The organism is Streptomyces sp. NPDC048644, from assembly GCF_043199105.1.
In the GTDB taxonomy this organism is placed as follows: domain Bacteria; phylum Actinomycetota; class Actinomycetes; order Streptomycetales; family Streptomycetaceae; genus Streptomyces.
The window spans coordinates 24211-48012 of the sequence record NZ_JBICVO010000008.1; the positions used below are offsets into that span (position 1 = coordinate 24211).

The 23802-nt window shown below is 75.3% G+C and carries 16 protein-coding genes; 11 read left to right on the plus strand and 5 right to left on the minus strand.

Annotated features, from left to right (window positions below):
• Window positions 1-297 precede the first annotated feature (297 nt).
• The 7 genes from ACGFNI_RS19350 to ACGFNI_RS19380 all read left to right on the plus strand — a co-directional run bounded on the left by ACGFNI_RS19350 (window position 298) and on the right by ACGFNI_RS19380 (window position 10020).
• Complete coding sequence (locus ACGFNI_RS19350; RefSeq protein WP_393685282.1) at window positions 298-1767, plus strand: hypothetical protein; 1470 nt, start codon at window positions 298-300, stop codon at window positions 1765-1767.
• A gap of 20 nt (window positions 1768-1787) precedes the next feature.
• The gene (locus ACGFNI_RS19355) at window positions 1788-2792 is read left to right on the plus strand and encodes a glutamate ABC transporter substrate-binding protein (protein ID WP_393685284.1); all 1005 of its coding nucleotides are present in this window, start codon (window positions 1788-1790) and stop codon (window positions 2790-2792) included.
• A gap of 118 nt (window positions 2793-2910) precedes the next feature.
• On the plus strand, window positions 2911-4185 hold the full coding sequence (locus ACGFNI_RS19360) for a hypothetical protein (protein WP_393685286.1): 1275 nt from the start codon (window positions 2911-2913) through the stop codon (window positions 4183-4185).
• Complete coding sequence (locus ACGFNI_RS19365; RefSeq protein ID WP_393685287.1) at window positions 4182-6677, plus strand: tetratricopeptide repeat protein; 2496 nt, start codon at window positions 4182-4184, stop codon at window positions 6675-6677. Before ACGFNI_RS19360 ends, ACGFNI_RS19365 begins: the two co-directional genes overlap by 4 nt.
• Window position 6678: 1 nt before the next feature.
• Window positions 6679-8028 (plus strand): PP2C family protein-serine/threonine phosphatase, encoded by a 1350-nt coding sequence (locus ACGFNI_RS19370; RefSeq protein WP_393685289.1) that lies wholly within the window; start codon window positions 6679-6681, stop codon window positions 8026-8028.
• Between the two features lie 43 nt (window positions 8029-8071).
• On the plus strand, window positions 8072-8470 hold the full coding sequence (locus ACGFNI_RS19375; protein WP_393685290.1) for a hypothetical protein: 399 nt from the start codon (window positions 8072-8074) through the stop codon (window positions 8468-8470).
• A complete protein-coding gene (locus tag ACGFNI_RS19380) occupies window positions 8356-10020 on the plus strand; it encodes an FHA domain-containing protein (RefSeq protein ID WP_393685291.1) in 1665 nt (554 codons plus the stop codon). Before ACGFNI_RS19375 ends, ACGFNI_RS19380 begins: the two co-directional genes overlap by 115 nt.
• A gap of 39 nt (window positions 10021-10059) precedes the next feature.
• Here ACGFNI_RS19380 and ACGFNI_RS19385 read toward each other — a convergent pair whose 3' ends face one another.
• Entirely contained in the window at window positions 10060-11082 is a 1023-nt protein-coding gene (locus ACGFNI_RS19385; RefSeq protein ID WP_393685293.1) for a methyltransferase domain-containing protein, read from the minus strand.
• A gap of 98 nt (window positions 11083-11180) precedes the next feature.
• Between ACGFNI_RS19385 and ACGFNI_RS19390 the strand changes: the two genes are divergently transcribed.
• The 4 genes from ACGFNI_RS19390 (at window position 11181) to ACGFNI_RS19405 (ending at window position 19005) form a co-directional block, all read left to right on the plus strand.
• The gene (locus ACGFNI_RS19390) at window positions 11181-11585 is read left to right on the plus strand and encodes a globin (protein ID WP_393685295.1); all 405 of its coding nucleotides are present in this window, start codon (window positions 11181-11183) and stop codon (window positions 11583-11585) included.
• Between the two features lie 155 nt (window positions 11586-11740).
• Complete coding sequence (locus ACGFNI_RS19395) at window positions 11741-15103, plus strand: FtsX-like permease family protein (RefSeq protein ID WP_393685296.1); 3363 nt, start codon at window positions 11741-11743, stop codon at window positions 15101-15103.
• 1 nt (window position 15104) lies between these two features.
• A complete protein-coding gene (locus ACGFNI_RS19400; protein ID WP_393685298.1) occupies window positions 15105-17894 on the plus strand; it encodes an FtsX-like permease family protein in 2790 nt (929 codons plus the stop codon).
• Window positions 17895-17925: 31 nt separating this feature from the next.
• A complete protein-coding gene (locus ACGFNI_RS19405) occupies window positions 17926-19005 on the plus strand; it encodes an ATP-binding cassette domain-containing protein (protein WP_393685300.1) in 1080 nt (359 codons plus the stop codon).
• Between the two features lie 76 nt (window positions 19006-19081).
• Here ACGFNI_RS19405 and ACGFNI_RS19410 read toward each other — a convergent pair whose 3' ends face one another.
• The 4 genes from ACGFNI_RS19410 to ACGFNI_RS19425 form a co-directional block, all read right to left on the minus strand.
• Window positions 19082-19804, minus strand: a complete 723-nt coding sequence (locus tag ACGFNI_RS19410) for a hypothetical protein (protein WP_393685301.1) — start codon at window positions 19802-19804, stop codon at window positions 19082-19084.
• On the minus strand, window positions 19801-20235 hold the full coding sequence (locus tag ACGFNI_RS19415) for an acyl-CoA thioesterase (RefSeq protein ID WP_393685303.1): 435 nt from the start codon (window positions 20233-20235) through the stop codon (window positions 19801-19803). Before ACGFNI_RS19415 ends, ACGFNI_RS19410 begins: the two co-directional genes overlap by 4 nt.
• 5 nt (window positions 20236-20240) lie before the next feature.
• The gene (gene ettA, locus ACGFNI_RS19420) at window positions 20241-21905 is read right to left on the minus strand and encodes an energy-dependent translational throttle protein EttA (protein WP_393685305.1); all 1665 of its coding nucleotides are present in this window, start codon (window positions 21903-21905) and stop codon (window positions 20241-20243) included.
• Window positions 21906-22265: 360 nt separating this feature from the next.
• A complete protein-coding gene (locus tag ACGFNI_RS19425; RefSeq protein ID WP_393685307.1) occupies window positions 22266-23660 on the minus strand; it encodes an LAETG motif-containing sortase-dependent surface protein in 1395 nt (464 codons plus the stop codon).
• Between the last annotated feature and the right edge of the window lie 142 nt (window positions 23661-23802).

The window sequence follows — 23802 nt, forward strand, 5'->3', positions numbered from 1 at the left end:
GTGCCGTCGGCCGTCAGTCGTCCAACGGCAGGGCCAGGACGCGGTGAAGGCGTCGCCGTCGCGGGCGGCGCCACTGCGGGCCAACGCGTCCTCGATACCGGTGAGTTGGGCTTCGCTGCGGTGCTTCGCCGCCTGCCGGGCGGCGACCACGTCGAGGCCCTGGCGGACCTGGGTGACATGGGTAAGTTCGGCGCGCTCCAGGCGGCGGAGCGCGAGGGCACGATGTCCGGCAATTCCTGCGGCAACTCTACGTCCGGTCGCACAAGATCAGGTCAATACCGGTGTGCCCGCCGGTGCATGCGGACATACTGCTGCCCGTGTCCCCGTACCGGGGGCGGGCCCGTCGTCAGCGCACCAGGGGGAGGTCGTGTGCCGTCCGTGACGTCCGTGCCGCAGGCGCGGCCAGGCAGCGCGCCGCCGCCTGCCGGGCGCCGTACGGCCTGGGCCGACGGCGTCGACGAACTGCGCGCCGCCGCGCGGACCGAGCCCGGCAGGCTGCGGGCGATCGGCGCCGTACTGGCCCTGCTGGTCCTGCTGTTCGGGGCGGTCACGGCCTGGCAGGTCAGCGACCGTGCGGGCGCCGCACGCGACGTCGCCGAGCGCAGCCAGCCGCTCAGCGCGGACGCCGCCGACCTCTACCGTTCCCTGGCGGACGCCGACACGACGGCCGCGAGCGGCTTCCTGGCCGGCGGCGACGAGCCGCGCGAGACCCGCGCGCGCTACGCGGCCGACCTCGCCACCGCGTCGGACCTGCTGGTCAAGGCGGCCGGATCGACGCAACTGACGGACGCGGCTGGACGGCACGTCACCACACTCAACCGGCTGCTGCCCCGCTACACCGGCCTGATCGAGACGGCCCGCGCCGACAACCGGCAGGGCCTGCCGCTGGGCGGCGCCTACCTGCGCTACGCCAACGAGCGGATGCGCGGGGAACTCCTTCCGGCGGCCCGCGCCTGGTACGACAGCGAGACCGGGCGGCTGGCCGCCGACCACGCCGCGGCGACGGCGTGGCCGTGGGCCTCGCTCGCCGCGGGAGCCGCCGCGCTCGGCGCGCTCGGCTGGGCGCAGCGGCGCAGCTACCTGCGGACCAACCGGGTGTTCAACCGCGGCCTGGTGACGGCCACCACCGCGTGCGTGGTGCTGCTGGTGTGGCTGGTGGGAGGCCACACGATGGCGCGCACCGGACTCGGTGAGGCGTTCGGCAACAGCGCCCGTTCGCTGCGGGTGCTCAACGAAGCGCGGATCGACACCCTCAGGGCACGCGGCGACGAGAATCTGACGCTGGTGGCCAGGGGCGCGCGGCTCACCGGCGATCAACAGGACTTCTACGAGGCCGGGTTCCGCTCCGGCATGAAGGATCTGGCGGGCGGCGCTACGCAGGGCCCCGCGGCGTCCGGCAGCGCGCTGGGTACCGCGCTGGCGCTGGCCGACGACGAGGCGGGGCGGCAGCCGGTGCGCCGGGCGGTGGCGCAGCTGCGCGAGTGGCAGCGGCGGCACGCACAGGCGCGTGCCGCGGACGACAAGGGCGACTACGACCAGGCGCTGCGCCGGGTGATCGGCACGGACCGGCCGACCCGGGAGTCCTTCGACCGGGTCGACGCGGCACTGCGGGACGCGGTGGCGCACGAACAGGACCGGTTCCGGCAGGCGGCCGGTGCCGGGCGCGGCGCGTTCGGCGGCCTGGCGGCGGGGGCCTGCGCCCTGGCCGTCGTGGGCGCGGCGGGCGCGGTGCTCGGCATCGGGCGCCGGCTGTCGGAGTACCGGTGAGGGGGCAGGGTGCGGACCCCATGACGCGGCGGGCGCGCGGTCTGCGGAGCCTGCGGGCCGCGCTGTCGCCGGTCGTCGCAGGTGTCGGGGCGGTGGCGGTGGCCACGGCGGTGCTGGTGCCCGCGCCGGGCGGTGGCGCGGCGGACGGGCCTGCCGGACCGGCGCACCGGGCGTCCGCGCCCGGCGCGGCGCGGGTGCCGTCGGCCGCGGCACGGTGCACGAAGGACACGGTGGCGCGCAGCCTGCGGCCCTCGTCCGCCGACGGTCCTGCCGTGCAGCGGATCAAGAAGAAGGGCCAACTGGTCGTCGGGGTCGACCAGAACACCTACCGCTGGGGGTTCCGCGACCCGGACAGCGGCGAGCTTGAGGGCTTCGACATCGACCTGGCGCGGGCCCTCGCCAGGGACATCCTGGGCCCGCACCCGAAGGTGGTCTTCCTGGCGGTGCCGACCAACCAGCGGATCCCCGCGCTGCGGCACCGCCGGGTCGACATGGTGGTACGCACGATGACGGTCAACTGCGCACGCAAGCGCCAAGTGGCGTTCTCCACCGCGTACTTCCAGGCCGGGCAGCAGGTGCTGGCGCCGAAGGATTCACCGGTCACCGCGTATGACGACTCGCTGCGCGGCAAGCGGGTCTGCACGGCCGCCGGGTCGACGGGCGAGACGGAGCTGGCGCGCCGGCCGCACGGCGCGAAGGTGCTGCTGGTGCCCAGCCAGCTCGACTGCCTGGTGCGGCTCCAGCTCGGTGAGGCGGACGCGGTGGTCACCGACAGCGCGCTGGCCGCGGCGCAGGCGGCGCAGGATCCGACGGTGGAGCTGAAGGGGAGGCCGTTCACGGACGAGGCGTACGGCGTCGCGATGAACAGTGACGACACGGATCTCGTGCGGCGGGTGAACAAAGTGCTGGACGACTACCGCGGCGGCAAGGGCGCCGACAGCCCCTGGATGCGGGCCTACCACACCTGGCTCGAAGCCGACATGCCCGGCATATCAGGACCACCGACGCCGGAATACACCGACTGACCGCCCCACGGAAGGCCAGGTGGCGGCAGTATGGAGGAAACCCGGAAGGGGCAGCACCCGAGAGGCGGCCGAAGCGCACCAACCACCGCGCACCGTACGCAGTTTGGAGAGGTGATCGATGGGGGTCTCTGGACCCTTCCCCGGTTCTGCGGGGAGGCCGGAAGGCCAGGCCCTGGACCGCGACGAGGCCGACCGCGCGCTGGCGCGGCTCGGCGCCGAGTACGACGCGATCGAGTCCTCGCTGCTGGCCCTTCAGGACCACGCAGGGCGCCGCCTCCTGGAGGGCGCCGACCTGACCGGTGTCACCAAAGAACGGTGGGCGGCCACCGAGCGGTCCATCGCCGTGCTGTGGTCGCACTTCGACGCGTACACGGCGGCACTGACCCGCGCCCGCGAGGTGCGGGCGCGCCGCCGCTGGTCGTCACCCGCCGATCTGGAGGAGCTGACCGCGCTGCTGGACGGCGCGGGCGCGGAGGTCGCGGACGACGACGCGGAAGCCGGGGCCGTGCGGCGGTGCACCCTGCGGGAGCTGGTCGAGCGGATGAACGGCCGCTACGCGCGGGCGCTTGACGTCATCGTCGCCGCCGACTCCGTGTGGTCCGCGCTGCCCGCCCGGATCGACCTGCTCGCGGCGGAGTTGCAGCGGACCCGCTCGCTGGCGCACTCGGTGGGCGTCAGGCCGGGCGAGCATCCATCGGGCGACGATCTGGAGGACATCACCGAGGAGTTGGGGCGGCTGCGCGCGGAGGTGATCGCGGACCCGCTGGCGTTCTGGGTCTCGTCGTCGACCGGCAGTTCGGCGCCGGGCGGCGGGCGCCCCGACACCGAGCGCTACGACCGGGCGGCCCGCGCCCTTGAGGACGTACGCCGGGAGATCGAGGCGGTGCTCGACGTACGGCAGGACGCCGAGCAGCGGCTGATGCGGCTGCGGGACGTGCTGTCCAGGGCCGACCGCACACTGACCGAGGCCAGGCAGGCGCGCGGCGAGGTGCTGGCGAAGATCGCCGCGTCCGAGGTGCCCGCGGTCAGCAGCCCGTCGGCGGCGCTGCACGAGCAGCTGGCCGCCGCCGTCGACTACCGCAGGCGCGCGCAGTGGCACCGCCTCTCGCCGCTCCTGGAACGCCTGGAGGAGCGCGCCGATGACGAACTGCTGCGGGCCCGCGAGTCGTTGACCGCGGTCACCGCGCCGCTCGCGGTCCGCGCCGAGCTGCGCGGGCGGCTGGACGCGTACAAGGCGAAGGTCGCCCGGCACGGCCTGGCCGACGACCCGTTGCTGACCGAGCGCTACGACGCGGCCCGCCGGATGCTCTGGAGCGCACCGTGCGACCTGCGGGCGGCCGGAGCCGCGGTGCTGCGCTATCAGCAGATGGCGACGGAGGCGATGGGCGCGTGACGCGGCGGGCGGCTGCCGCATGCCAGCGACGGGAGTGCGCGGGCCGCTACGCGGACGCGGGCGGCGAACGGTACTGCGACGTCTGCGGCCGGGCGCCGGTGGTCTCGCCCCTCGGGCTGCTCGCCGCACCGCCGACGCGCCTCACCGACCGCACCGCCCCGGCCACCGGCACCGCCGCGACCCGCCTCGCGGCCGGCCGGGACCGCCACGCCGCAGGCCACGGGCCCGCCCGCGCCCTGCCATCGGTGCCCGCGAGCGGCGGCACCGGCAGCGGCACGGGCTCCGGATCGGCCCGCGGCCGGCTGGGCGCCGGTCTCGTGACGGTGCCGGACGTACCACGGCCCGACCCGCAGGCAGCCGTGCTCGACGACCCCGAGGTGCCCGAACGGAAGCGGTTCTGCAGCCGCAGCGACTGCGGGGCGCCGGTGGGCAGGGCCCGCGGCGGCGCGGCGGGCACCACCGAAGGGTTCTGCGCGGCGTGCGGCCACCCGTACAGCTTCGTGCCCAAGCTGCGGGCCGGCGACGTGGTGCACGGCCAGTACGAGGTGGCGGGCTGTCTGGCGCACGGCGGCCTCGGCTGGATCTACCTGGCCGTCGACCGCGCGGTGTCCGACCGCTGGGTGGTGCTCAAGGGCCTGCTGGACACCGGCGACGAAGAGGCGCTTGCGGTCGCGGTGTCCGAGCGCCGCTTCCTCGCCGAGATCGAGCACGCCAACATCGTGCGGATCTACAACTTCGTCGAGCACCTGGACCCGGCGACGGGCAGCCGGGACGGCTACCTCGTCATGGAGTACGTCGGCGGCACCTCGCTCAAGGACCTCGCCAACGCCCGCCGCACGCACCGGGGACGACGCGACCCGCTGCCCGTCGAGCAGGCGTGCGCCTACGGCATCGAGGCCCTGGAGGCGCTCGGCCACCTCCACAGCCGCCAGCTCCTCTACTGCGACTTCAAGGTCGACAACGCCATCCAGCAGGGCGACCAGCTCAAGCTCATCGACATGGGCGCGGTGCGCCGGATGGACGACGAGGAGAGCCCGATCTACGGCACGATCGGCTACCAGGCGCCCGAAGTCGCCGCGCTCGGCCCGTCCGTCGCCTCCGACCTCTACACCGTCGCCCGCACCCTCGCCGTGCTCACCTTCGACTTCCAGGGCTACACGAACGTCTTCGCCGACTCGCTGCCCGACCCTGAGCACATCGAGGTCTTCCGGAACCACGAGTCCTTCTACCGGTTGCTGGTGCGGGCCACCGACCCGGACCGCGACCGCAGATTCGGCTCGGCCGACGAGATGGCGGCGCAGCTGACGGGCGTCCTGCGCGAGGCGGTGGCGCTGCGGTCCGGTACGCCGCGGCCCGCGCTGTCGCAGCTCTTCGGCCCGGAACTGCGGGTGGTTGACACCGCGTTGCCCGCGACGGCTGACGGCGGCGGCTCGCGCTTCGGGGCGCGCGGGCGGGCGCGGCGCCGGGCGGCCTGGCGTGCCGCGGCCTGGCTCGCGGGCACCGCAGATCCCGGCGCGGACGCGGGCCCCGGGCTGCGTCCGGTGGACGTGCCCGCCGCGGTGCTCGCCCTGCCGGTGCCGCAGGTGGACCCGGCCGACCCGAACGCCGGATTCCTGGCCGGTCTGGTGGCCGCGGCCCCCGCCGAACTGGCCGCCGCGCTGCCCTCCGCACCGGCCGACTCGCGCGAACTGCGGCTGCGTGCCCTGCGGGCCCACCTGGAGGACGGCGACGGCTCGGCGGCGATCGAGGCGCTGGCCGCCCTGGACGAGGAGGACGGCGCCGGACACCTGCCAGGCGACTGGCGGCTGATGTGGCACCGCGGCCTGGTGACGCTGGCCACCGGCGACCTGAAGGGCGCCGCCGCGGCCTTCGACACCGTCTACGACACTTTTCCCGGCGAGCCCGCGCCGAAGCTCGCGCTGGCGCTGTGCGCGGCCCAACTGGGGCAGCTGGACACCGCCGACGCGTACTACCGGCTGGTGTGGGCGACCGACCGCAGCTTCGTCAGCGCGGCGTTCGGGCTGGCCAGGGTGCGGCTGGAGGCGGGTGACCTGGAGGGTGCGGTGGCCGCCCTGGAGTCCGTCCCCGAGACCTCCATCCACTACACGGCGGCCCGGATCGCGGCGGTCCGCGCCCGGCTGCGGCGGCGGGCCGCGCACGGGGCCCGCCCGGCGGAACTGCGGGCCGCGGCCGAACAGGTCGAGCACCTCGCGGACTTCGGCCTGGACGACCGGCGCCGCGAGCAACTGACCACCGAGGTACTGGGAAGCGCCCTGGACTGGGTACTCTCCGGGAGCCACGGTGCCCGGCCGGACGGCGGGCGAACCCCGCCCGAGCAGCCGGTGCTGCTCGGCAGCACGCTGGACGAACGCGGGCTGCGGTTCGGTCTGGAACGGTCGTACCGCCTGCTCGCGCGGATGGCGCGGCGTGGCGAGGAAAGGATCGAGCTGGTGGAACGGGCCAACCGCTTCCGCCCCAGGACGTGGGTGTGACATGGGTGTGACTGGGCCGTCCAGGTGTCCGAGCTGCGGTACGCCGCTCGACCGGGGGGACGGATTCTGTGGACGCTGCGGCGCCGGACCCGCGGCTGCCGCCGCCCCCGGCGGCCTCCCGGCTGACGGCGGGGGCCCCCCGACCGGGTACGGGCCGCCGCCCCCGGCCGCGTACCCGCCGCCGCTTCCCGACCCGTACGCGCTGCCGCCGCACGCCGCCCCGTGGCAGCCGGACCTGACGGCGCCCCAGGAAGCGCAGGCCGCCGCGGACGACCCGCACGAGGAAGACGTGCCGGGCGCCGTCCCGCCGCCGCAGGCGCCGCCCGCGGACGGGGGCCCCGCCGCTCCCCCGGCGCCTGCCGCCGCCGATCCCCGCGTCGCCGGGTACGAGGCCGTCGCGGACGCCGCCGGGCAGCCGCAGACGCCGGCGCGCGGCACCCGGGTGTGCGCGCTGTGCGGGGCCGCCGCCGTGGGCACGGACGGGTACTGCACCCGGTGCGGCCAGGCCCAGCCGCGCGAACGCGACCATCTGGAGCGGGAGTTGGCGGGCGCGGCGGCGGTCAGCGACCGCGGGCACCGCCACCACCGCAACGAGGACTTCTTCGCCCTGACCGCCACCGCGCTGCCGGACGGCGCTCCCGCGGCGGTCGCCGTGGTCTGCGACGGTGTCTCGTCGGCGACCCGTCCCGACGAGGCGTCCGAGGCGGCGTCCGGTGCCGCGAGCGATTCCCTGCTGGCTTCGCTGCCGCGCGGCGTCCACCCGCAGCAGGCCCTGCACGAGGCGATCGTGACGGCGGCGGCTGCGGTCAACGCCCTCGCGGACCAGGACGAGCCCGGCCGGCCGGAACACCGCAGGCAGAACGCCCCGGCCTGCACGCTCGTCGGCGCGGTGGTCGGCGGCGGCCTGCTGACCGTCGGCTGGGTCGGCGACAGCCGCGCCTACTGGATCCCCGACGACCGCACGGTGCCCCCGGCCCGGCTCACCGAGGACGACTCCTGGGCGGCGCAGATGGTCGCCAACAATCTGATGTCCGAGGCCGAGGCGATGGCGGACGAACGCGCGCACGCCATCACCGGCTGGCTGGGCGCCGACGCGTACGAGGTCGAGCCGCACACCCAGCACTTCCAGCCGGACGGCCCCGGCGTGGTGGTGGTGTGCACGGACGGCCTGTGGAACTACGCGGAGACCGCCGAGCAGTTGGCAGCCGTGCTGCCGACGGACACCCGGGACCGGCCGCTGGACAGCGCCAGGACGCTGGTCACGCACGCGCTCGACGGCGGCGGCCACGACAACGTCACGGTGGCGGTTGTGCCGTTCCCGCTGCCCGCGGAAGGCCGGATCCCGGCCTGAACAGGACGGGTGGAACCGACACATTCCGGCCACTGGAGACGGGATGCCCGCAAGCCGGGGTGACCTGGGCGGAACGGCCGTGGAGGCGGGGCCGGGCGGCACGGCCGGGGCAGGGGTCCGTTGCGGGGAGACTGCGAAACTGCTTGCGAAGGTGGTGGGCGTCGCCGGTACCGCGACCGGTACTGTGCGACGGAAAGCGGCGGTCGCCGCGGCGTACGGGACACCCCGTGGCGCACTCGGCGACCACCGTCCGCGTCACGAAACGACCAACGAGCAATGCCACCGGAATCAACGCCGGACCAACGGTACGGAGGGGGAAGAACCGACATGCCGACCTGCCCGAACGGACACCAGTCGGTGGCCGAAGACTGGTGCGAGGTGTGCGGCCAGCGCATGGCGGGTGCTGTCCCCCCGCCGCCCTCCCTGCCCGCGGGGTTCCTGAACGCGCCGCCCGGCCAGCCCCCCGGCCAGCCGGGCCCGCCGCCAGGACAGGGTGGCCCGCCGCCCGGTCCCCCGCCCGGCCAGATGGGCCCGCCGCCCGGCCAGCCAGGACCGCCCCCCGGGCAGATGGGCCCGCCGCCCGGCGGCCCCGGCCCCCAGGGCGATCAGGGCGGTTACGGCTTCCCGCCGCCCGCCCCGGCGCCAGGACCCGGCCCCCAGGGCGGCCACGGCACCCACGGCGATCAGGGCGGTTACGGCTTCCCGCCGCCCGCCCCCGGTCCCGGCTTCGGTCCCGGCCCCGAGCAGGGCGGCCCCGGCACTCAGGGCGGCCAGGGTGGCTACGGCTTCCCGCCGCCCGCCCCGGCGCCAGGCCCCGGCCCCCAGGGCGGCCACGGCACCCACGGCGGCCAGGGCGGCTACGGCTTCCCGCCGCCGGCCCCCGGTCCCGGCTTCGGTCCCGGCCCCGAGCAGGGCGGGCAGCCCGAGCGGTGCCCGCAGTGCGGTACGCCGCGTGCGGCGATGGCACCGTTCTGTGAGGAATGCCGCTTCAACTTCCTCACCCACTCCGCGGCCCCGTCCTACGCCCCGCCCGCCGGGCAGGCAGGGCCCCCGCCCGGTGGCCCCGGCCCCCAGGGCGGCTACGGCTTCCCGCCGCCGGCCCCCGGTCCGGGACAGCCTCCAGGACCCGGCGACACCGGCGAGCAGCCCGGTGGCTTCGGCTTCCCGCCGCCGCACCCCCAGCCGCCCCAGCAGCAGGGCCCGCCGCCCGGCATGCCAGGGCCCGGCGGCTACCCGGGCATGCCAGGGCCGCCCCCCGGCATGCCAGGTCCCGGCGGGCAGCCAGGTCCCGGTGGGCACCCCGGTCCGCCCGCGCCGCCGCAGCAGCAGCCGGGCGACGACTGGACGCTGAACCCGCCGAACGCCCAGGCGGCCCCGCCGCAGGCGCCCGCGCAGCCGGGACCGCAGGCACCGTTCGAGCCGCAGCAGCCCGCGCCGTTCGAGCAGCCGCCGTTCCCGCCGCAGCAGCAGGGACCGTTCGAGCCGCAGCAGCAGACGCCGCCCCCGCACCAGCCCGACCAGCAGTGGAACGGCGGCCCCGGCCAGGGGCCCGCCGCGCCGCCGCAGGGCCCGGCGCCGGTCGTCGGCGCGGGCTGGGTGGTGGCCATCGCGCCGGACCGCGAGTACTTCATGGCGATGATGGGCCGCAGCGGCCCGGAGGCCGCGGGGCTCAACCTCCCCGCGTACACCCCCGAGCAGGTGCTTCCGCTGTCCGGCGAGCAGCTCGCCATCGGCCGCCGGCGCAACAGCACGGGCGAGTCACCGGACGTCGACCTGGGCCGCTCGCCGGAGGACCCCGGTGTCTCGCACCAGCACGCGCTGGTGGTGCAGCAGCAGGACGGCAGCTGGGCCGTGGTCGACCAGAACTCGACCAACGGCACGACGCTGAACCTCGCCGAGGAGCCGATCCAGCCGTATGTGCCGGTCGCGCTGCACGAGGGTGACCGGGTGCACGTCGGTGCCTGGACGACGCTGACCGTCCGCCGCGGCTGACCGCCGCGCGGCCCGGACGGGGCGTGACCCGCCACAGGGTCACGCCCCGTCCGGCGCTCCGCCCGTCTGCCACACGTACGGTCCTTCCGGCGAGTCAAGCCAGGCCCACTGGCGGTCGCCTTCCACCGTCACGCCGTAGCGCTCGCGCGTGGGCCGCCGCTCGCGCCGCCACAGCTCGTACGCCTCCCGCGGCGGCAGGCTGCCGGCGGCGAGCGACAGCAGGAACCGGAAGCGGTCGTCGGCCAGCGCGTGGCGCGGCACCCCCTGGCCCGTGACGTCGGGCCCCGCCGCGTCCCCGCCCGCCGATGCGTCGGTGGTGCGCAGCGGCACGAAGAAGGCGGGCGTGGCCAGGAAGCGGCCCTCCGCCGGGCCGCCGTCCCGCGCCACCCGCAGCGCGATGAGACCGGTGGCCATGGGCGCGAGGATCATGGCGCCCGCCGCGCACTGGCGGGGCCAGGCGACCGGTACGGAGCCCAGCGAGCAGGTCGCGATGATCCGGTCGAACGGGGCGCGCCGCGGGCAGCCGAGCGCCCCGTCGCCGGTCACCACAGCGGGCCGGTATCCGGCCGCCGCCAGCCGCTCGCGGGCCACCGATGTGATCTCCTCCTCCAGATCGATGGTGGTCACCGCGCGGTCGCCGAGCCGGTGGGACAGGAGCGCGGCGTTGTAGCCGCTGCCGGTGCCGATCTCCAGGACCCGGCAGCCGTCCTCGACGTCGAGCGCGTCGAGCATCAGCGCCATCAGGGACGGCTGGCTGCTGGAGGAGACCAGCGCGCCGTCCTCGCCGATCCGGGTCGCCAGCGGTCCGTCGCGGTAGACGCCGCGCAGCCAGCGGCCACGGCGGCGCGGGTCGGGGTCGTCGGCCGCCACCAGCTCGTAGCCGCCGGCCATCGCCTCGTAGAAGGACGGGACGAACACGTCCCGCGGGACCTCGTCGAACGCCGCCCGCCAGCGCGGGTCGGTGAGTCCGCCGCCGAGCGCGATCATCCGGACGAGCCGGGACCGCGCCGCCGCGGTCTCCGGCCCCGCCGCCCGCCCGTGCCCCGGATGCAGCGTGCCCATGTGTCCACTGTCCCTCCGTCCGGCGCCGGTGGCGGCCCGGGGACGGCGGTCGCCCTACATCAGAAGTCCTCGGTCGGCACGTCTGACACCATGGACGGGTGAACGAGAATCCGCGCGGCGCGCTTCAGGAGCAGACCTTCTACGAACAGGTCGGCGGCGAGGACACCTTCCGCCGCCTGGTGCACCGCTTCTACCAGGGAGTCGCCGATGACCCGCTGCTGCGGCCGATGTACCCGGAAGAGGATCTGGGCCCGGCCGAGGAGCGGCTCGCGCTCTTCCTGATGCAGTACTGGGGCGGCCCCCGTACGTACAGCGAGGGCCGTGGCCACCCGCGGCTGCGGATGCGGCACGCACCGTTCACCGTGGACCGCGCCGCGCACGACGCGTGGCTGCGGCACATGCGCGACGCGGTGGACTCGCTCGGGCTCGCCACGGAACACGCAACGCAGCTGTGGAACTACCTCACGTACGCCGCGGCCACCATGGTCAACAGCGACGGCTGACGGTTGCGTCACACCGGGCCCGGCCCGACCCCCGTCATGACCCCGCCCGCCCTCGTCACGATCCGGTGAAGACCGCCGGCGAACCGCTTACCCTGCGCACGCCCCTCTGACAGCATTCGAACAGTTTTCGGTGCTGACCGGCGCCAGGGGGGTCCGTGTCCGGCTTCATCTTTCTGCGCGTGCGCGCCCATCGCCTGCTGCCGGCCGCCGCCCTGCTGTCCGTGCTGCTGACCACGACGGTCCTGACGGCGCTCGGCGCCTACGCCGACGCCATCGGGGACGCCGGGCTGCGGCAGGCCCTGGCGACCCGCTCCGCGCCGGCCGCCGCGCTCCGGGTGACGGCCCAACTCCCCGACGGCGCGGCCGACTTGTCGGGCGCCATCGACCGCGCGGTACGCAAGGGCGCCCAACGGGCCTTCGACGGGCTGCCGTTCACGGTGCGCACGCTGACCCGCTCCGGCCCGTACGCGCTGCCCCGCGCGCTCCAGCGGCCGGACGCGCGCAAGGGCGAGCCCGACCTCACCCACCTCGCCGCGCTCGACCGCTCGCGGGTCACGCTCACCGCGGGCCACTGGCCCGCCACGGCCGGGAAGGGGCCGCTCCAGGTGGCCCTGCCGCAGGCCGCCGCCGACCGGCTCAAGGTGGCACCTGGCCGCCAACTCACCCTCGACAGACGCCTTTCGGGCCCCGCCCGCCCCACCGTCCACGTCACCGGCGTCTACCGGCCGAAGGACCGCACCGACCCGTACTGGCAGCTCGACGAACTCGGCGGACGCGGGGTGCGCAGCGCCGGCTTCACCACGTACGGGCCGCTGCTCACCGGGCCCGGGGCGTTCCGCGGCGGCCCGCTGGTGCCGGACTCCGCCGGCTGGCTGGCCACCGCCGACTTCCGCACCTTGACGGCCGGTCGGCTGGACGCGCTGACCGGTGCGGCGGGCCCCGCGGTCAAGGCGCTGATGGCCGACCCGGCGTTCGGCGGCCGGGCGAGCGCCGCCACCGGCCTGCCCGACGCGCTGCGCGAGGTGCAGCGGGCGCTGCTGGTCAACCGCTCGACGATCCTGATCGTCGCGCTCCAGCTGATCCTGCTCGCCGGTTACGCGCTGCTGCTGGTGGCGCGGATGCTGAGCACCGAACGGGCCGGTGAGAGCGCGCTGTTGCGGGCCCGCGGCGGCTCCCGCCGCACCCTGGCGTGGCTGGCGTTCGCGGAAGCGCTGCTGCTGGCCCTGCCCGCCGCGGTCGGGGCGCCGCTGCTGACGGGCCCGCTGCTGCGGCTGTCGGCCGCAGGCGGCGGGCTGCCGCTCGACACCCGGCCGACCGGTGCCACCTGGCTGACCGGCGGCGCCGTGGCGCTCGGCTGCGCCCTCGCGGTCGCCGCGCCCGCCCTGCTGGGGTCAGGAGCCCACCGGGTGAGGCCGCGGGCGCGGGCGCTGCCCGGCGTGCTGCGGGCCGGTGCGGACCTGGGGCTGCTGGTGATCGCCGTGGTGGCGTACGCGCAGTTGCGGCGGCAGACGGCGGGCGGCGGCAGCGGGGTGCTGACCGGCGGGGCGTCGGGCGCGCCTGCCATCGACCCGGTGCTGGTGGCGGCGCCCGCGCTGGCGCTGCTGGCCGGGACGGTCCTGACGCTGCGGCTGCTGCCGCTCGCCGCCCGGCTCGCCGAGCGCGCGGCGGCCGGCGGCCGGGGTCCGGCCGCCGCACTGGCCGGCTGGCAGATCAGCCGCCGTCCGCACCACAGCGCGGGCCCGGTGCTGCTGCTGGTGCTGGCCACCGCGCTCGGCATGCTGGCGATCGGCCAGGGCGCTTCGTGGGACCGTTCGCAGGACGACCAGGCGGACTTCCGCGCGGGCGCCGCGGTGCGCGTCCTGGCGGGCAGGACACCGCAGTTGGGGCAGGGCGGGGCATACGAAGAGGTGCCAGGTGTGGCCGCCGCGCTGCCCGCGGCGCAGGCCACGCTGAGCCTGTCGGGCGGCCGGGCCTCGTCGCTGCTGGCGCTTGACACCCCACGCGCCACGGGGACGCTGCTGCTCCGCGGCGACCTGGTGGGCGGCGGCGCCGACGAGGCTCCCGGGCGGGCCGCGGACGCGATGCTGCGGTCGCTGGCTCCGGCGGAGCACACGGCGCCCGGCATCGCGCTGCCGGACGGCACCGCCCGGCTGCGGCTGACCGTCACCCTGCGGTCGCTGCGGTCCCTTCCGGTGCGTGCGGGGCCGGAGTTCACCGAGGACGGGGCCGGTACGCCGCGCGATGCGGGCCCGGTGCCCGCGCGGCTCACCGCGCTGGTGACCGACCGGCACGGCATGCCGTACCCGCTGCCGCTCGACCGGGTCGCGGCCGACGGCGCGCCGCACACGGTGACCGCGGATCTCGCATCGGCCGCGGGTGCGCCGGCCGGCCGCGTCGCCGGGCCGCTGCGGCTGACCGGCCTGGTCGCGGACCTGGAACAGTCGGAGGTCTCGCACCGGCAGCGGCTGACCGTCGGCGCGGCGCGTGCCCTGCTGCCCGGCGGCGCGGAACGTCAACTCCGGGCGCCCGCAGGTCTTTCGTGGTCGGGGCGGGTCAGCGCGAAGAGCACCTTCGCGGGCGAGCCCTTCGGTCCCCAGGCGGGCCGCTCGGCCGTTCCTTCGGGCGGGCTGCTGACCCAGACGTACGACACCGGCGCCCGTCCGGCGGGCAGTTACGGCGCGGCCCGCACCACGCTGCGCGTCGACGCCGCCCACCCCGCGCGCGGCCCGCTGCGGGCCGTCGCGACGGACGGGTATCTGCGCGACAGCGGTTCGAAGACCGGCTCCGTCATCGAGATCCCGGTCAACGGCCAGCCGCTGAAGGCGCGGATCGTGCGGGCGGTCCGTGCGCTGCCAGGGCCCGCCGACCAGCAGTCGGCGGGCGCCGGGCTGCTGGTCGACCTCGGCGCCGTCAACGAAGCGCTCGGCGACCAGGATGCCGCCCCGCTGGCCGCCACCGAGTGGTGGATCAGGCCACGGCCCGGCGCGGCGGGACAGGCGGTGGCGGCGCTGCGGGAGCGGGCGGACACCGATCCGGGGCAGGTGGTGGCGCGCGACGAGATCGCCGGCCGGCTGCACGAGGACCCGCTGGGCCTCGGCCCGCAGGCCGCGCTGGCCGCGGCGGCCGTGGTCGCGGCACTGCTGGCGGCGGTCGGCTTCGCGGTGAGCGCGGCAGGTTCGCTGCGCGAACGCGCCAGGGAGTTCGCGGTCCTGCGGGCCCTGGGCGCGCCCAGGCCGCAGTTGGCCCGGGTGGTCGCGGCGGAACAGGGCGTACTGATCGCGCTGGCGCTGGCCGTCGGTACGGCGCTGGGCGCCGCGCTCACCCACGCGGTGGTGCCGCTGGTGGTGCTGACCGCGCAGGCGACGCGGCCGGTGCCCGGGGTGCTGGTGGAACTGCCGCCAGGACAGGTCGCGTTGCTGCTCGCCGCGGTCGCCGCGGTGCCGCTGCTGGTCACCGCTGCGGTGGGCCTGCGGCGCGGCGACCCCGTCCAGGCCCTGCGCAGCCAAGGAGCCGTGTGAGATGAGCCGTTCCGACCACGAGGACCGGTCCCGGGTGCCGGAGACCGCCGCCGCGCGGCCCGGCCGGTTCCGTCACCGGCTGCGCGCCGCGTCCGGCGCGCTCCGGGCGAGGCGGCACGGGCCCACGCTGGGTCTCGGTGTCCTGGTGCTGGTCACCGCGTTCCTCGCCGCGGCGTTCCCGCGCGCGGTGGACGCGTACGAGACCCGGGGCGCGCGGCAGGCGCTGACGTCGGTCGTCGCCGAGCAGCGGATGGTGCAGATCTCGCTCGCGCGCGACGACGTGCCGGGAGCCCCCGGCGCCGCGTTCGCCGCCCGGGAGACCGACCGCCAGGACCGGGCGATCCGCGGCCGGTTCGCCGACCCGCTGCGCGTCGCCGCCGGCCGCTCCGTGCACGGCGTGCGCACCACCACGCCGCTCGCCGCCCAGGACACCTGGCTGCCCCGGCCCGACGGTGAGCCGCCCCGCTTCACGGTCGCCGCCGCGTCAGGTCTCGCGGCGCACAGCACCCGCGTCACGGGCCGGCTGCCCCGGGCCGCGGCGCCCGGAGCCCGCACCCTTCAGGCCGCGGTCAGCGCGGCGAGCGCCCGCACCCTCGGCCTGCGCGTCGGCAGCACCCTGCACCTCGACGGCCTGACGGTGCGGATCTGCGGCCTGTTCACCCCGCGCGCCCCCGAGGACGCGTACTGGTCCCTGGACGCCCCGCTGGCCACGCCGAGCCGGGCCACGACGGGCGGCCCCCCGCCGCTGCGGTACTGGCAGGCGGGCCTGCTGCTGCACCCCGGCGACGGCCCCCGGCTCGCGTCCGTCGCCCGCGGCAAGCCGGAGAAGTACTGGTGGTACGAGCTGGACGGGCGGGCCCTGACCGCGCGTCAGGCGCCCGTCCTGCGGGACCTGCTGCTCTCCGTCGAACACGGCGCAGGACTCGCCCGGATCCGTTCCGTCGCGGGCGAGGGAGCGGTCACCGACACACCGGCCGACGGCCTCATCGACGCCTTCGAGCGGACCCGCGCCACGGTCGCCCCGGTGATCGCGGTCGCCGCGTTCGGCATCGGCACCGTCGCCGCCGTGGTGCTGCTGATGACCGGCGCGCTGACCGCCGCCAGACGCCGTCCCGAACTCGCGCTGCTGCGGGCCCGCGGCGCCTCGCTCGCCGGGCTGACCGGGCGGCTGGCGGCGGCCACGGCGGCGTCTTCGCTGCCCGGCGCCGCGGTCGGCGGAGGTCTGGCGCTGCTCCTCGTGCCCGGCGAGCGGACCGCCGTCCCCGTGCTCGCCGCGGCCTGCGTCGGCGTGGTGGGCACCCTGGCGCTGCCGCTGCGGGCCGCCGTCGCGCACCGCCGCCCGCGCCCGGCGGGCCGGGATGACCTGGCCACCGCCCGCCCTTCCCGGCGCCGTACGGTCGCCGAACTCACCGTCGTGGTCCTGGCGGCCGTCGCGGTGCTCGCGCTGCGCAGCCGCGGCACCGCGTCCGGCGGGGTGGACGCCCTGGCGAGCGCGGCGCCGGTGCTGATCGGGGTGATCGCCGCGCTGGTGCTGCTCCGGCTCTATCCGCTGCCGCTGCGGCTCGCCGCGCGGCCTGCGGCCCGTACGGCGGGACTGCTCGGCTTCCTGTCGCTGGCCCGCGCGGGCCGCGCCCCGGCCACCGCCGGACTGCCGCTGCTGGCGCTGCTGGTCGCGCTGACCACCGCGTCGTTCGGCGGTTCGGTGCTGGCGGGGGTGGCGCACGGCAGGGACCGCGCGGCGCTCGCCGCGGTCGGCGCCGAGGCGCGGATCTCCGGCGACGCTCCGCTGCCGAAGGCGCTGGCCGCCGCCGTGGCGAAGGTGCCAGGTGTCACCGGCGCGGTGCCCGTACAGCTCGGCATCCAGGCCGCGGCGGACAGCGGGCCGCCGCTGACCTTGGTGATCGCGGACGCCGACCGCTACGCCAGGCTCTCCCGCGCCACCGGCCTCGGCGCTTTCCCCGCGGGACTCCTGGACGACCCCGGTGACAGCGGGCCGCTGCCCGCCCTGGTGTCTCCCAGCGTCGTCACCCGCTTCGGGCACTCCCCCATGACCCTGCAACCGGAAGCGGGCCAGATCACGGTCCGCCCGGTGGCGGTACGCGCCGACACCCCGGCGCTGCCCGGCGGCGACTTCATCGTGCTCGACGCGGCGGGAGTGGCCAGGCTGCACCCGGACAGCGTCACCGACAAGGCGCTGGGGCCCACCCTGCTGCTGGCGTCCGGCAGTTCGCCCGACCCCGGTGCGCTGCGCGCCGCGGTCCGCGCGCACACCCCGGCGGGCGCGTCCGTCCACACCACTCTGCGCGCCGAGGCGCGGGCCGGGCTCGCCGATCCGCCGCTCCAGGAGGGTGCGCAGCGGCTGTACACGGCCACGGTCGGCGCGGGCGCCGGATTCGCGCTGCTCGCGCTGCTGCTGTCGCTGCTCCAGGCCGCACCGGAACGGACCCAACTTCTGGAGAGACTACGGACGTTGGGGCTGACCGCGCGGCAGGGGCGGCGGCTGATGGTCCTGGAGGCGCTGCCGCAGGCACTGTTGGCGGCGCTGGGCGGCGCGCTGGTCGGCGTGGCCGCGATCCGCCTGCTGGGGCCCGGCACCGACCTCGCCCCGCTCGCCTTCCCCGGCACGTCGGGCGACGAGTCGGGCTCCGTACACCTGCGCGCCGACCCCGCGTCCCTGCTGCTGCCGTCGGTGGCGGTGGTGGTCCTGGCCCTGGCCGTGGCACTGACCCAGGCGTGGCTGAGCGGACGACGGCACGCGAGCACCGAGTGGAGAGCGGGGGACACCCGATGACCCGGACCGAGTGGAGAGCGGGAGACACCCGATGACCCGGACCGAACGCACCGCACCGGAACCGGCGGAACCGGACGAGCCGAACAAGCCGAACAAGCCGAACGAACCGGCCACGGCCCCGCCGTCCCCCGGCCCCGCGAGCCTCGCCGAGCTGGAGCGGCGGGCCGTGTCCCGGCGCGGCCGGCCCGCCTACGGTCACGACGCGCTGATCGCCTGCGACCGCCTGGTGCGGGTCTTCGCCACCGACGGGGTGGAGGTGCAGGCGCTCCAGGGCCTCGATCTGCTGGTCGCGGAAGGCGAGTTGATGGCCCTGGTCGGGGCGTCGGGCAGCGGCAAGTCGACGCTGATGAACATCCTGGCCGGGCTCGACGTGCCGACCGCGGGCGCCGCCAGGGTCGCCGGCCGTGACCTGCTGACGATGGGCGCCGCCGCCCGCCTCGACTACCGCCGCGACGTCGTCGGCTTCGTCTGGCAGCAGACCACCCGCAACCTCCTGCCGTACCTCACCGCCCTCCAGAACATCACGCTGCCGATGCGGCTGCGCGGCGGGCGGCGGCGGGCGGAGCGGACGCGGCGGGCCGAGCGGCTGCTGTCGATGCTCGCCATCGGCCACTGCCGCGACCGCCGCCCGCACCAGCTCTCCGGCGGCGAGGCGCAGCGCACCGCCATCGCCGTCGCCCTGGCCAACACCCCGTCGGTCCTGCTGGCCGACGAGCCGACCGGCGAACTGGACTCGCACACCGCCGAGCAGGTCTTCTCGGCGTTCCGCACCGCCAACGAGGAACTGGGCACCACGATCGTGATCGTCACCCACGACCAGGCGGTGGCGTCCGAGGTACGGCGCACCGTCGCCATCCGCGACGGCCGCACCTCGTCCGAGGTGCTGCGCCGCACCGAACGGGACGCGGCGACCGGCCAGGAGTCACTGGTCGCGCAGGAGTACGCGATGCTCGACCGCGCCGGACGGCTGCAACTGCCCGCCGATTACACCGGCAGCCTGGGCATGGAACACCGGGTGCTGCTGGAGCTGGAGAGCGACCACATCGGCGTCTGGCCCGACCGCACGGCCGACGGCGCGGCACGGGCACGGGACGCCGGTGACGACGGTTAGCGGGTGCCCGACGGGGCGCCGTGACGACGGGTCGCCGTGACGACGCGGCGCCCTGTCCGGCATGCCCCGGGTCCGCTCAGGTCGGTGTGACCGTCAGCCCCGACAGTCCGGTCAGCTCCGCCGGGCCCGCCGCGCGGACCGCGATCGAGCCGTAGGCGGTGCTCAGTCGCAGCCAGCCGCCCGCGGCCAGCAGGGTGGGCGGCTGCGCGGCGGGCGCGGTCAGTACCCCGCCGCCGGACCCGGCCGCGACCTGCGCCGGGCGCAGGAAGCCCAGCGACTGGGCGGCGTGCACGGCGCGCAGCGGGAGGTGGGTGTCGCCGAGGGTGCGCGACCAGATCTCCCTGCCGATACGGTCCCGGGCCGCGCGGGTGCGCTCCTGGGGGGCCAACGCCTCGTCACGGGCGCGGAATTCGGCGACGGCCGCGGCCACCGCGCGGACCAGGGCGTCGGGCGCGGGCAGCCCCGGCACCCTGCGCCAGCCGCCGCGCGGCGGCAGCACACCGGCCCACGGCGGTCCTGTGACGGCGGCGGGCACCGTCAGCGTGTCCGCCGCTTCCTGGATCCCTTCGAGGAGTTCCCCCGCGGAGACGGTGGCGTCCAAGGCAGGGCGCTGCCCTTCGGCGAGACGGGCGGTGCGGATCGCCAGCACCTCGAACGACGGCGGCCGGCCGAACACGGCCAGCACACCGTCACCGGCCTGGAGGCGTACCGCCGCGGCCTTGTCGTAGTGGATCAGCCGGGCCAGGAAGGCGGCGAGGTCCACCGCCTCCCCCGCGTCGGCCAGACGCAGCACCGTCATCGAGCGACGGCCCCCTTCGCCTGCGCGGCGTCGTCCAGGTATTCCTTCAGGTACGCCTTCTCCTCCGCGCTGAGGCGGCGCGGGCGCTCCTCGGCGAAGTCGTAGGGGACGACGACGGTCGTGGCGCGGAGGTAGAGCGTGTCCTCGTCCTTGACCTCGTAGCCGACGGTCATCGACGCGGCACTGATCTTCGTGACCCACAGCTCGACGGTCACCGGGGCGTGCCGGTGCACCAACGGGCGTACGTAGTCGATCTCGTGGCGGGCCACGACGGACCCGCCGGTGAACGACACACTGCCGCCCCCCGGCGCCAGCCGGGCCATGAAGTCGATCCGCGCCTCTTCGAGGTAGCGGACGAAGACCGCGTTGTTGACATGGCCGAAGGCGTCCATGTCGGACCAGCGCAGGGGGCAGGAGTAGTGGTGTCGCACGCGGCTCAGCCCCGGGTCAGCTTCTTGTACGTCGCACGGTGCGGGCGGGCCGCGTCCGCGCCGAGGCGCTCCACCTTGTTCTTCTCGTACGACTCGAAGTTGCCCTCGAACCAGAACCACTTGGATTCGCCCTCGTACGCCAGGATGTGCGTGGCGACGCGGTCCAGGAACCAGCGGTCGTGGGAGACGACCACGGCGCAGCCGGGGAAGTCGAGGAGCGCGTTCTCCAGCGACGACAGGGTCTCGACGTCGAGGTCGTTGGTCGGTTCGTCGAGGAGCAGGAGGTTGCCGCCCTGCTTGAGGGTGAGCGCGAGGTTGAGGCGGTTGCGCTCACCGCCGGACAGCACCCCGGCGGGCTTCTGCTGGTCCGGGCCCTTGAAGCCGAACGCGGAGACGTACGCCCTGGAGGGCATCTCGACCTGGCCGACGTTGATGTAGTCCAGCTCGTCGGAGACCACGGCCCACAGGGTCTTCTTGGGGTCGATGTTCTCGCGGCTCTGGTCGACGTAGGAGATCTTGACGGTGTCGCCGACCTTGATCGAACCGCCGTCGGGCGACTCCAGGCCCTGGATCATCTTGAACAGCGTGGTCTTGCCCGCGCCGTTCGGGCCGATGACGCCGACGATGCCGTTGCGGGGCAGCGTGAACGACAGGTCGTCGATCAGCACCTTCTCGCCGAACGCCTTCGAGAGGTTCTCGACCTCGACGACGATGTTGCCCAGGCGCGGGCCCGGCGGGATCTGGATCTCCTCGAAGTCCAGCTTCCGCATCTTGTCGGCCTCGGCGGCCATCTCCTCGTAACGCGCCAGACGCGACTTGGACTTGGCCTGCCGCCCCTTGGCGTTCGAGCGGACCCACTCCAGCTCGTCCTTCAGACGCTTCGCCCGCTTGGCGTCCTTCTGGCCCTCGACCTTGAGACGGGCCTGCTTGGTCTCCAGGTACTTGGAGTAGTTGCCCTCGTAGCCGTGCAGGCGGCCACGGTCGACCTCACAGATCCACTGGGCGACGTGGTCGAGGAAGTACCGGTCGTGGGTGACGGCGACGACGGTGCCGGGGTACTTCGCGAGGTGCTGCTCCAGCCACTGCACGGACTCGGCGTCCAGGTGGTTGGTGGGCTCGTCGAGGAGCAGCAGGTCGGGCGCCTCAAGGAGCAGCTTGCACAGCGCGACGCGGCGGCGCTCACCACCGGAGAGGTTGTGCACCGGCCAGTCGCCGGGCGGGCAGCCCAGCGCGTCCATGGCCTGCTCCAGCTGGGTGTCCAGGTCCCACGCGTTGGCGTGGTCGAGGTCCTCCTGGAGCTTGCCCATCTCCTCCATCAGCGCGTCGGAGTAGTCGGTCGCCATCAGCTCGGCGACCTCGTTGAAGCGGTGCAGCTTGCCCATGATCTCGGCGGCGCCGTCCTGGACGTTCTGCAGCACCGTCTTGGACTCGTCGAGCGGCGGCTCCTGGAGGAGCATGCCGACGGTGTAGCCAGGGGAGAGGAACGCGTCACCGTTCGACGGCTGCTCAAGACCGGCCATGATCTTCAGCACCGTGGACTTACCGGCGCCGTTGGGGCCCACAACACCGATCTTCGCGCCCGGCAGGAAGCTCAGCGTCACGTCATCGAGGATGACCTTGTCGCCGTGCGCCTTGCGCGTCTTGCGCATCGTGTAGATGTACTCAGCCAAGAGAAACCGTCCGGCAGTCTGGATCTATCAGGTCTGTATGCGGCTCCGCCGCGTGGGCCATGGTGCGGCGTGGCCGCGCGAGGGCAGATACACCCATCTTGCCGTACGGCCGTGCCCTGAAGAAAACGAGTAGCCGAGACCGCCGCCCCGGGACCTTCCCCCACCCGCCACAACCGCCCCTTCCCGGCCCCTCAGCCCCGGTTCCCACCTGCGCCTTCCCCGACGGGTCCGCCGAAGCCCCCACCCGGCGCTCCCAGGCCCTTGCCGCGCTGCACCGCACTCCGCCACGCCCACACACGCCGGCGGCCCCGGAGCGCTCATACGCTCCGGGGCCGCCGGTGTGGTGTCAGCGCCCGCTCATTACGCGGTGCCGGACTTCTTCTTACGGAGGAAGAAGACCGAGCCGCCGCCGACCAGGACCAGCACGACCGCGATGCCCGCGATCACCGGCGTGGCACTGCTGGAACCGGTCTCGGCGAGGTCACCGCCGCCGGTCTCGCCGCCGTTGGTGCCGCCGACCGAGGCCGGGCTCGGCTGCGGGGTGGGCTTGCCGCCACCGGAGCCCGCGGTCTTGCAGTCCAGGACGCCGGAGAAGGTCTTCTCGAAGCCGCCCTCGCCCTTGACCGCGATCTTGTACGGCTGGTCCTCGCCGACCGGCACCGTCACGGTCCGCGACGCACCCGGCGCGACCTCGTACTTCTTGCCCGAGAGCGCGAAGCGGAACACCTCGTCGCCCTTGTTGGACGCCGTGACGTCCACGCCGCCCTTGGAGCAGTTCTTCTCGGCGGTGACCGCCGGGATGGCGCCCTGCTTCTTCCACGAGGCCGTCGCGGCGGCCGAGACGGTGGACTCGCTGGAGCCGGCCAGGATCTGGGTCTGGCTCTTGGCGTGCTCGCCGATACCGGTGAAGGCACGGCCGACCGGGACCTTGGTCGCGGCCTGGGCGGTCAGCGAGGTGGTGCCGTCGGCCGCGCCCGCGGGCACGTCGAAGAACAGCTGGCTGCCTTCGGCGGCGCTGGTGACGGGCTTGCCGTCCTTGCCGACGACCTTGACGCCGGACGGCACGTCCGCGGCCGGGGCGACCGTGACGCTGTCCGCGTTGGTGTGCACGGTGACCGGACCGAGGCGGTTGCCGGACTTACCGGAGACGGCCGGCGGGGTCAGCGTCAGCGATGCCTTCGGCTCGGAGAGGTTCTGCGCGCTCTTCTGGAGGTAGTCGGCGAGCTTCTCGGCCGCCGGGTCGACCGCGTCAACCTTGGCGTGGTCGGAGAAGCGCCAGATCGCGACCTGGGTTCCGGCCGCCGCGGTCTTCTCCGTGAGGCTCCCGGCGTCGGCCTTCTTGGCCAGCGCCTCCAGGTCGTTCACCTGCGGGTAGGAGTTCTGCAGGATCCAACGGATCTTGCCGGCGTCCGCGTTGTTGTGCAGCGACGACGCGCTCCACGGCACTTCCTGGTACTTCGCCTGCTGCTGCGTCGGGTTGTGGATGTCGATGCAGTACGTCTGCAGCGTGCCGCCGTTGTCGACCGACATCTCGAAAAGGCCGGCGCCGAGGGGCTGGTCCCCACCCTGGCCGTGCACGACCGCCTGGTCGTAAACCTTCAGGCCGCCGAGCGTGGCGGTGGCACCGCCGTGCGCGGAGGTCGTGTCATCCGCCGCGGCAGGCCCCGCGGTGGCTATCGCGCCCGCGGCGACCAGGCCCGAGGCCATGACCGCTGCGGCAAGGCGGGCTGCGCCCCGCCTCTTCTTCGAAAGCATGAATTTCCCCTCTGGGCGAGGCGGTCGAGTGGGGAGGAGCCTCGCCGGAAAGATCCCAAAGAACTCAACAGCTGAACACATCAGCCCCCGTGAGTACTCGTCGGATCCTAGAGAGCGGGCGCATGACGGTCCCCAGGATTGG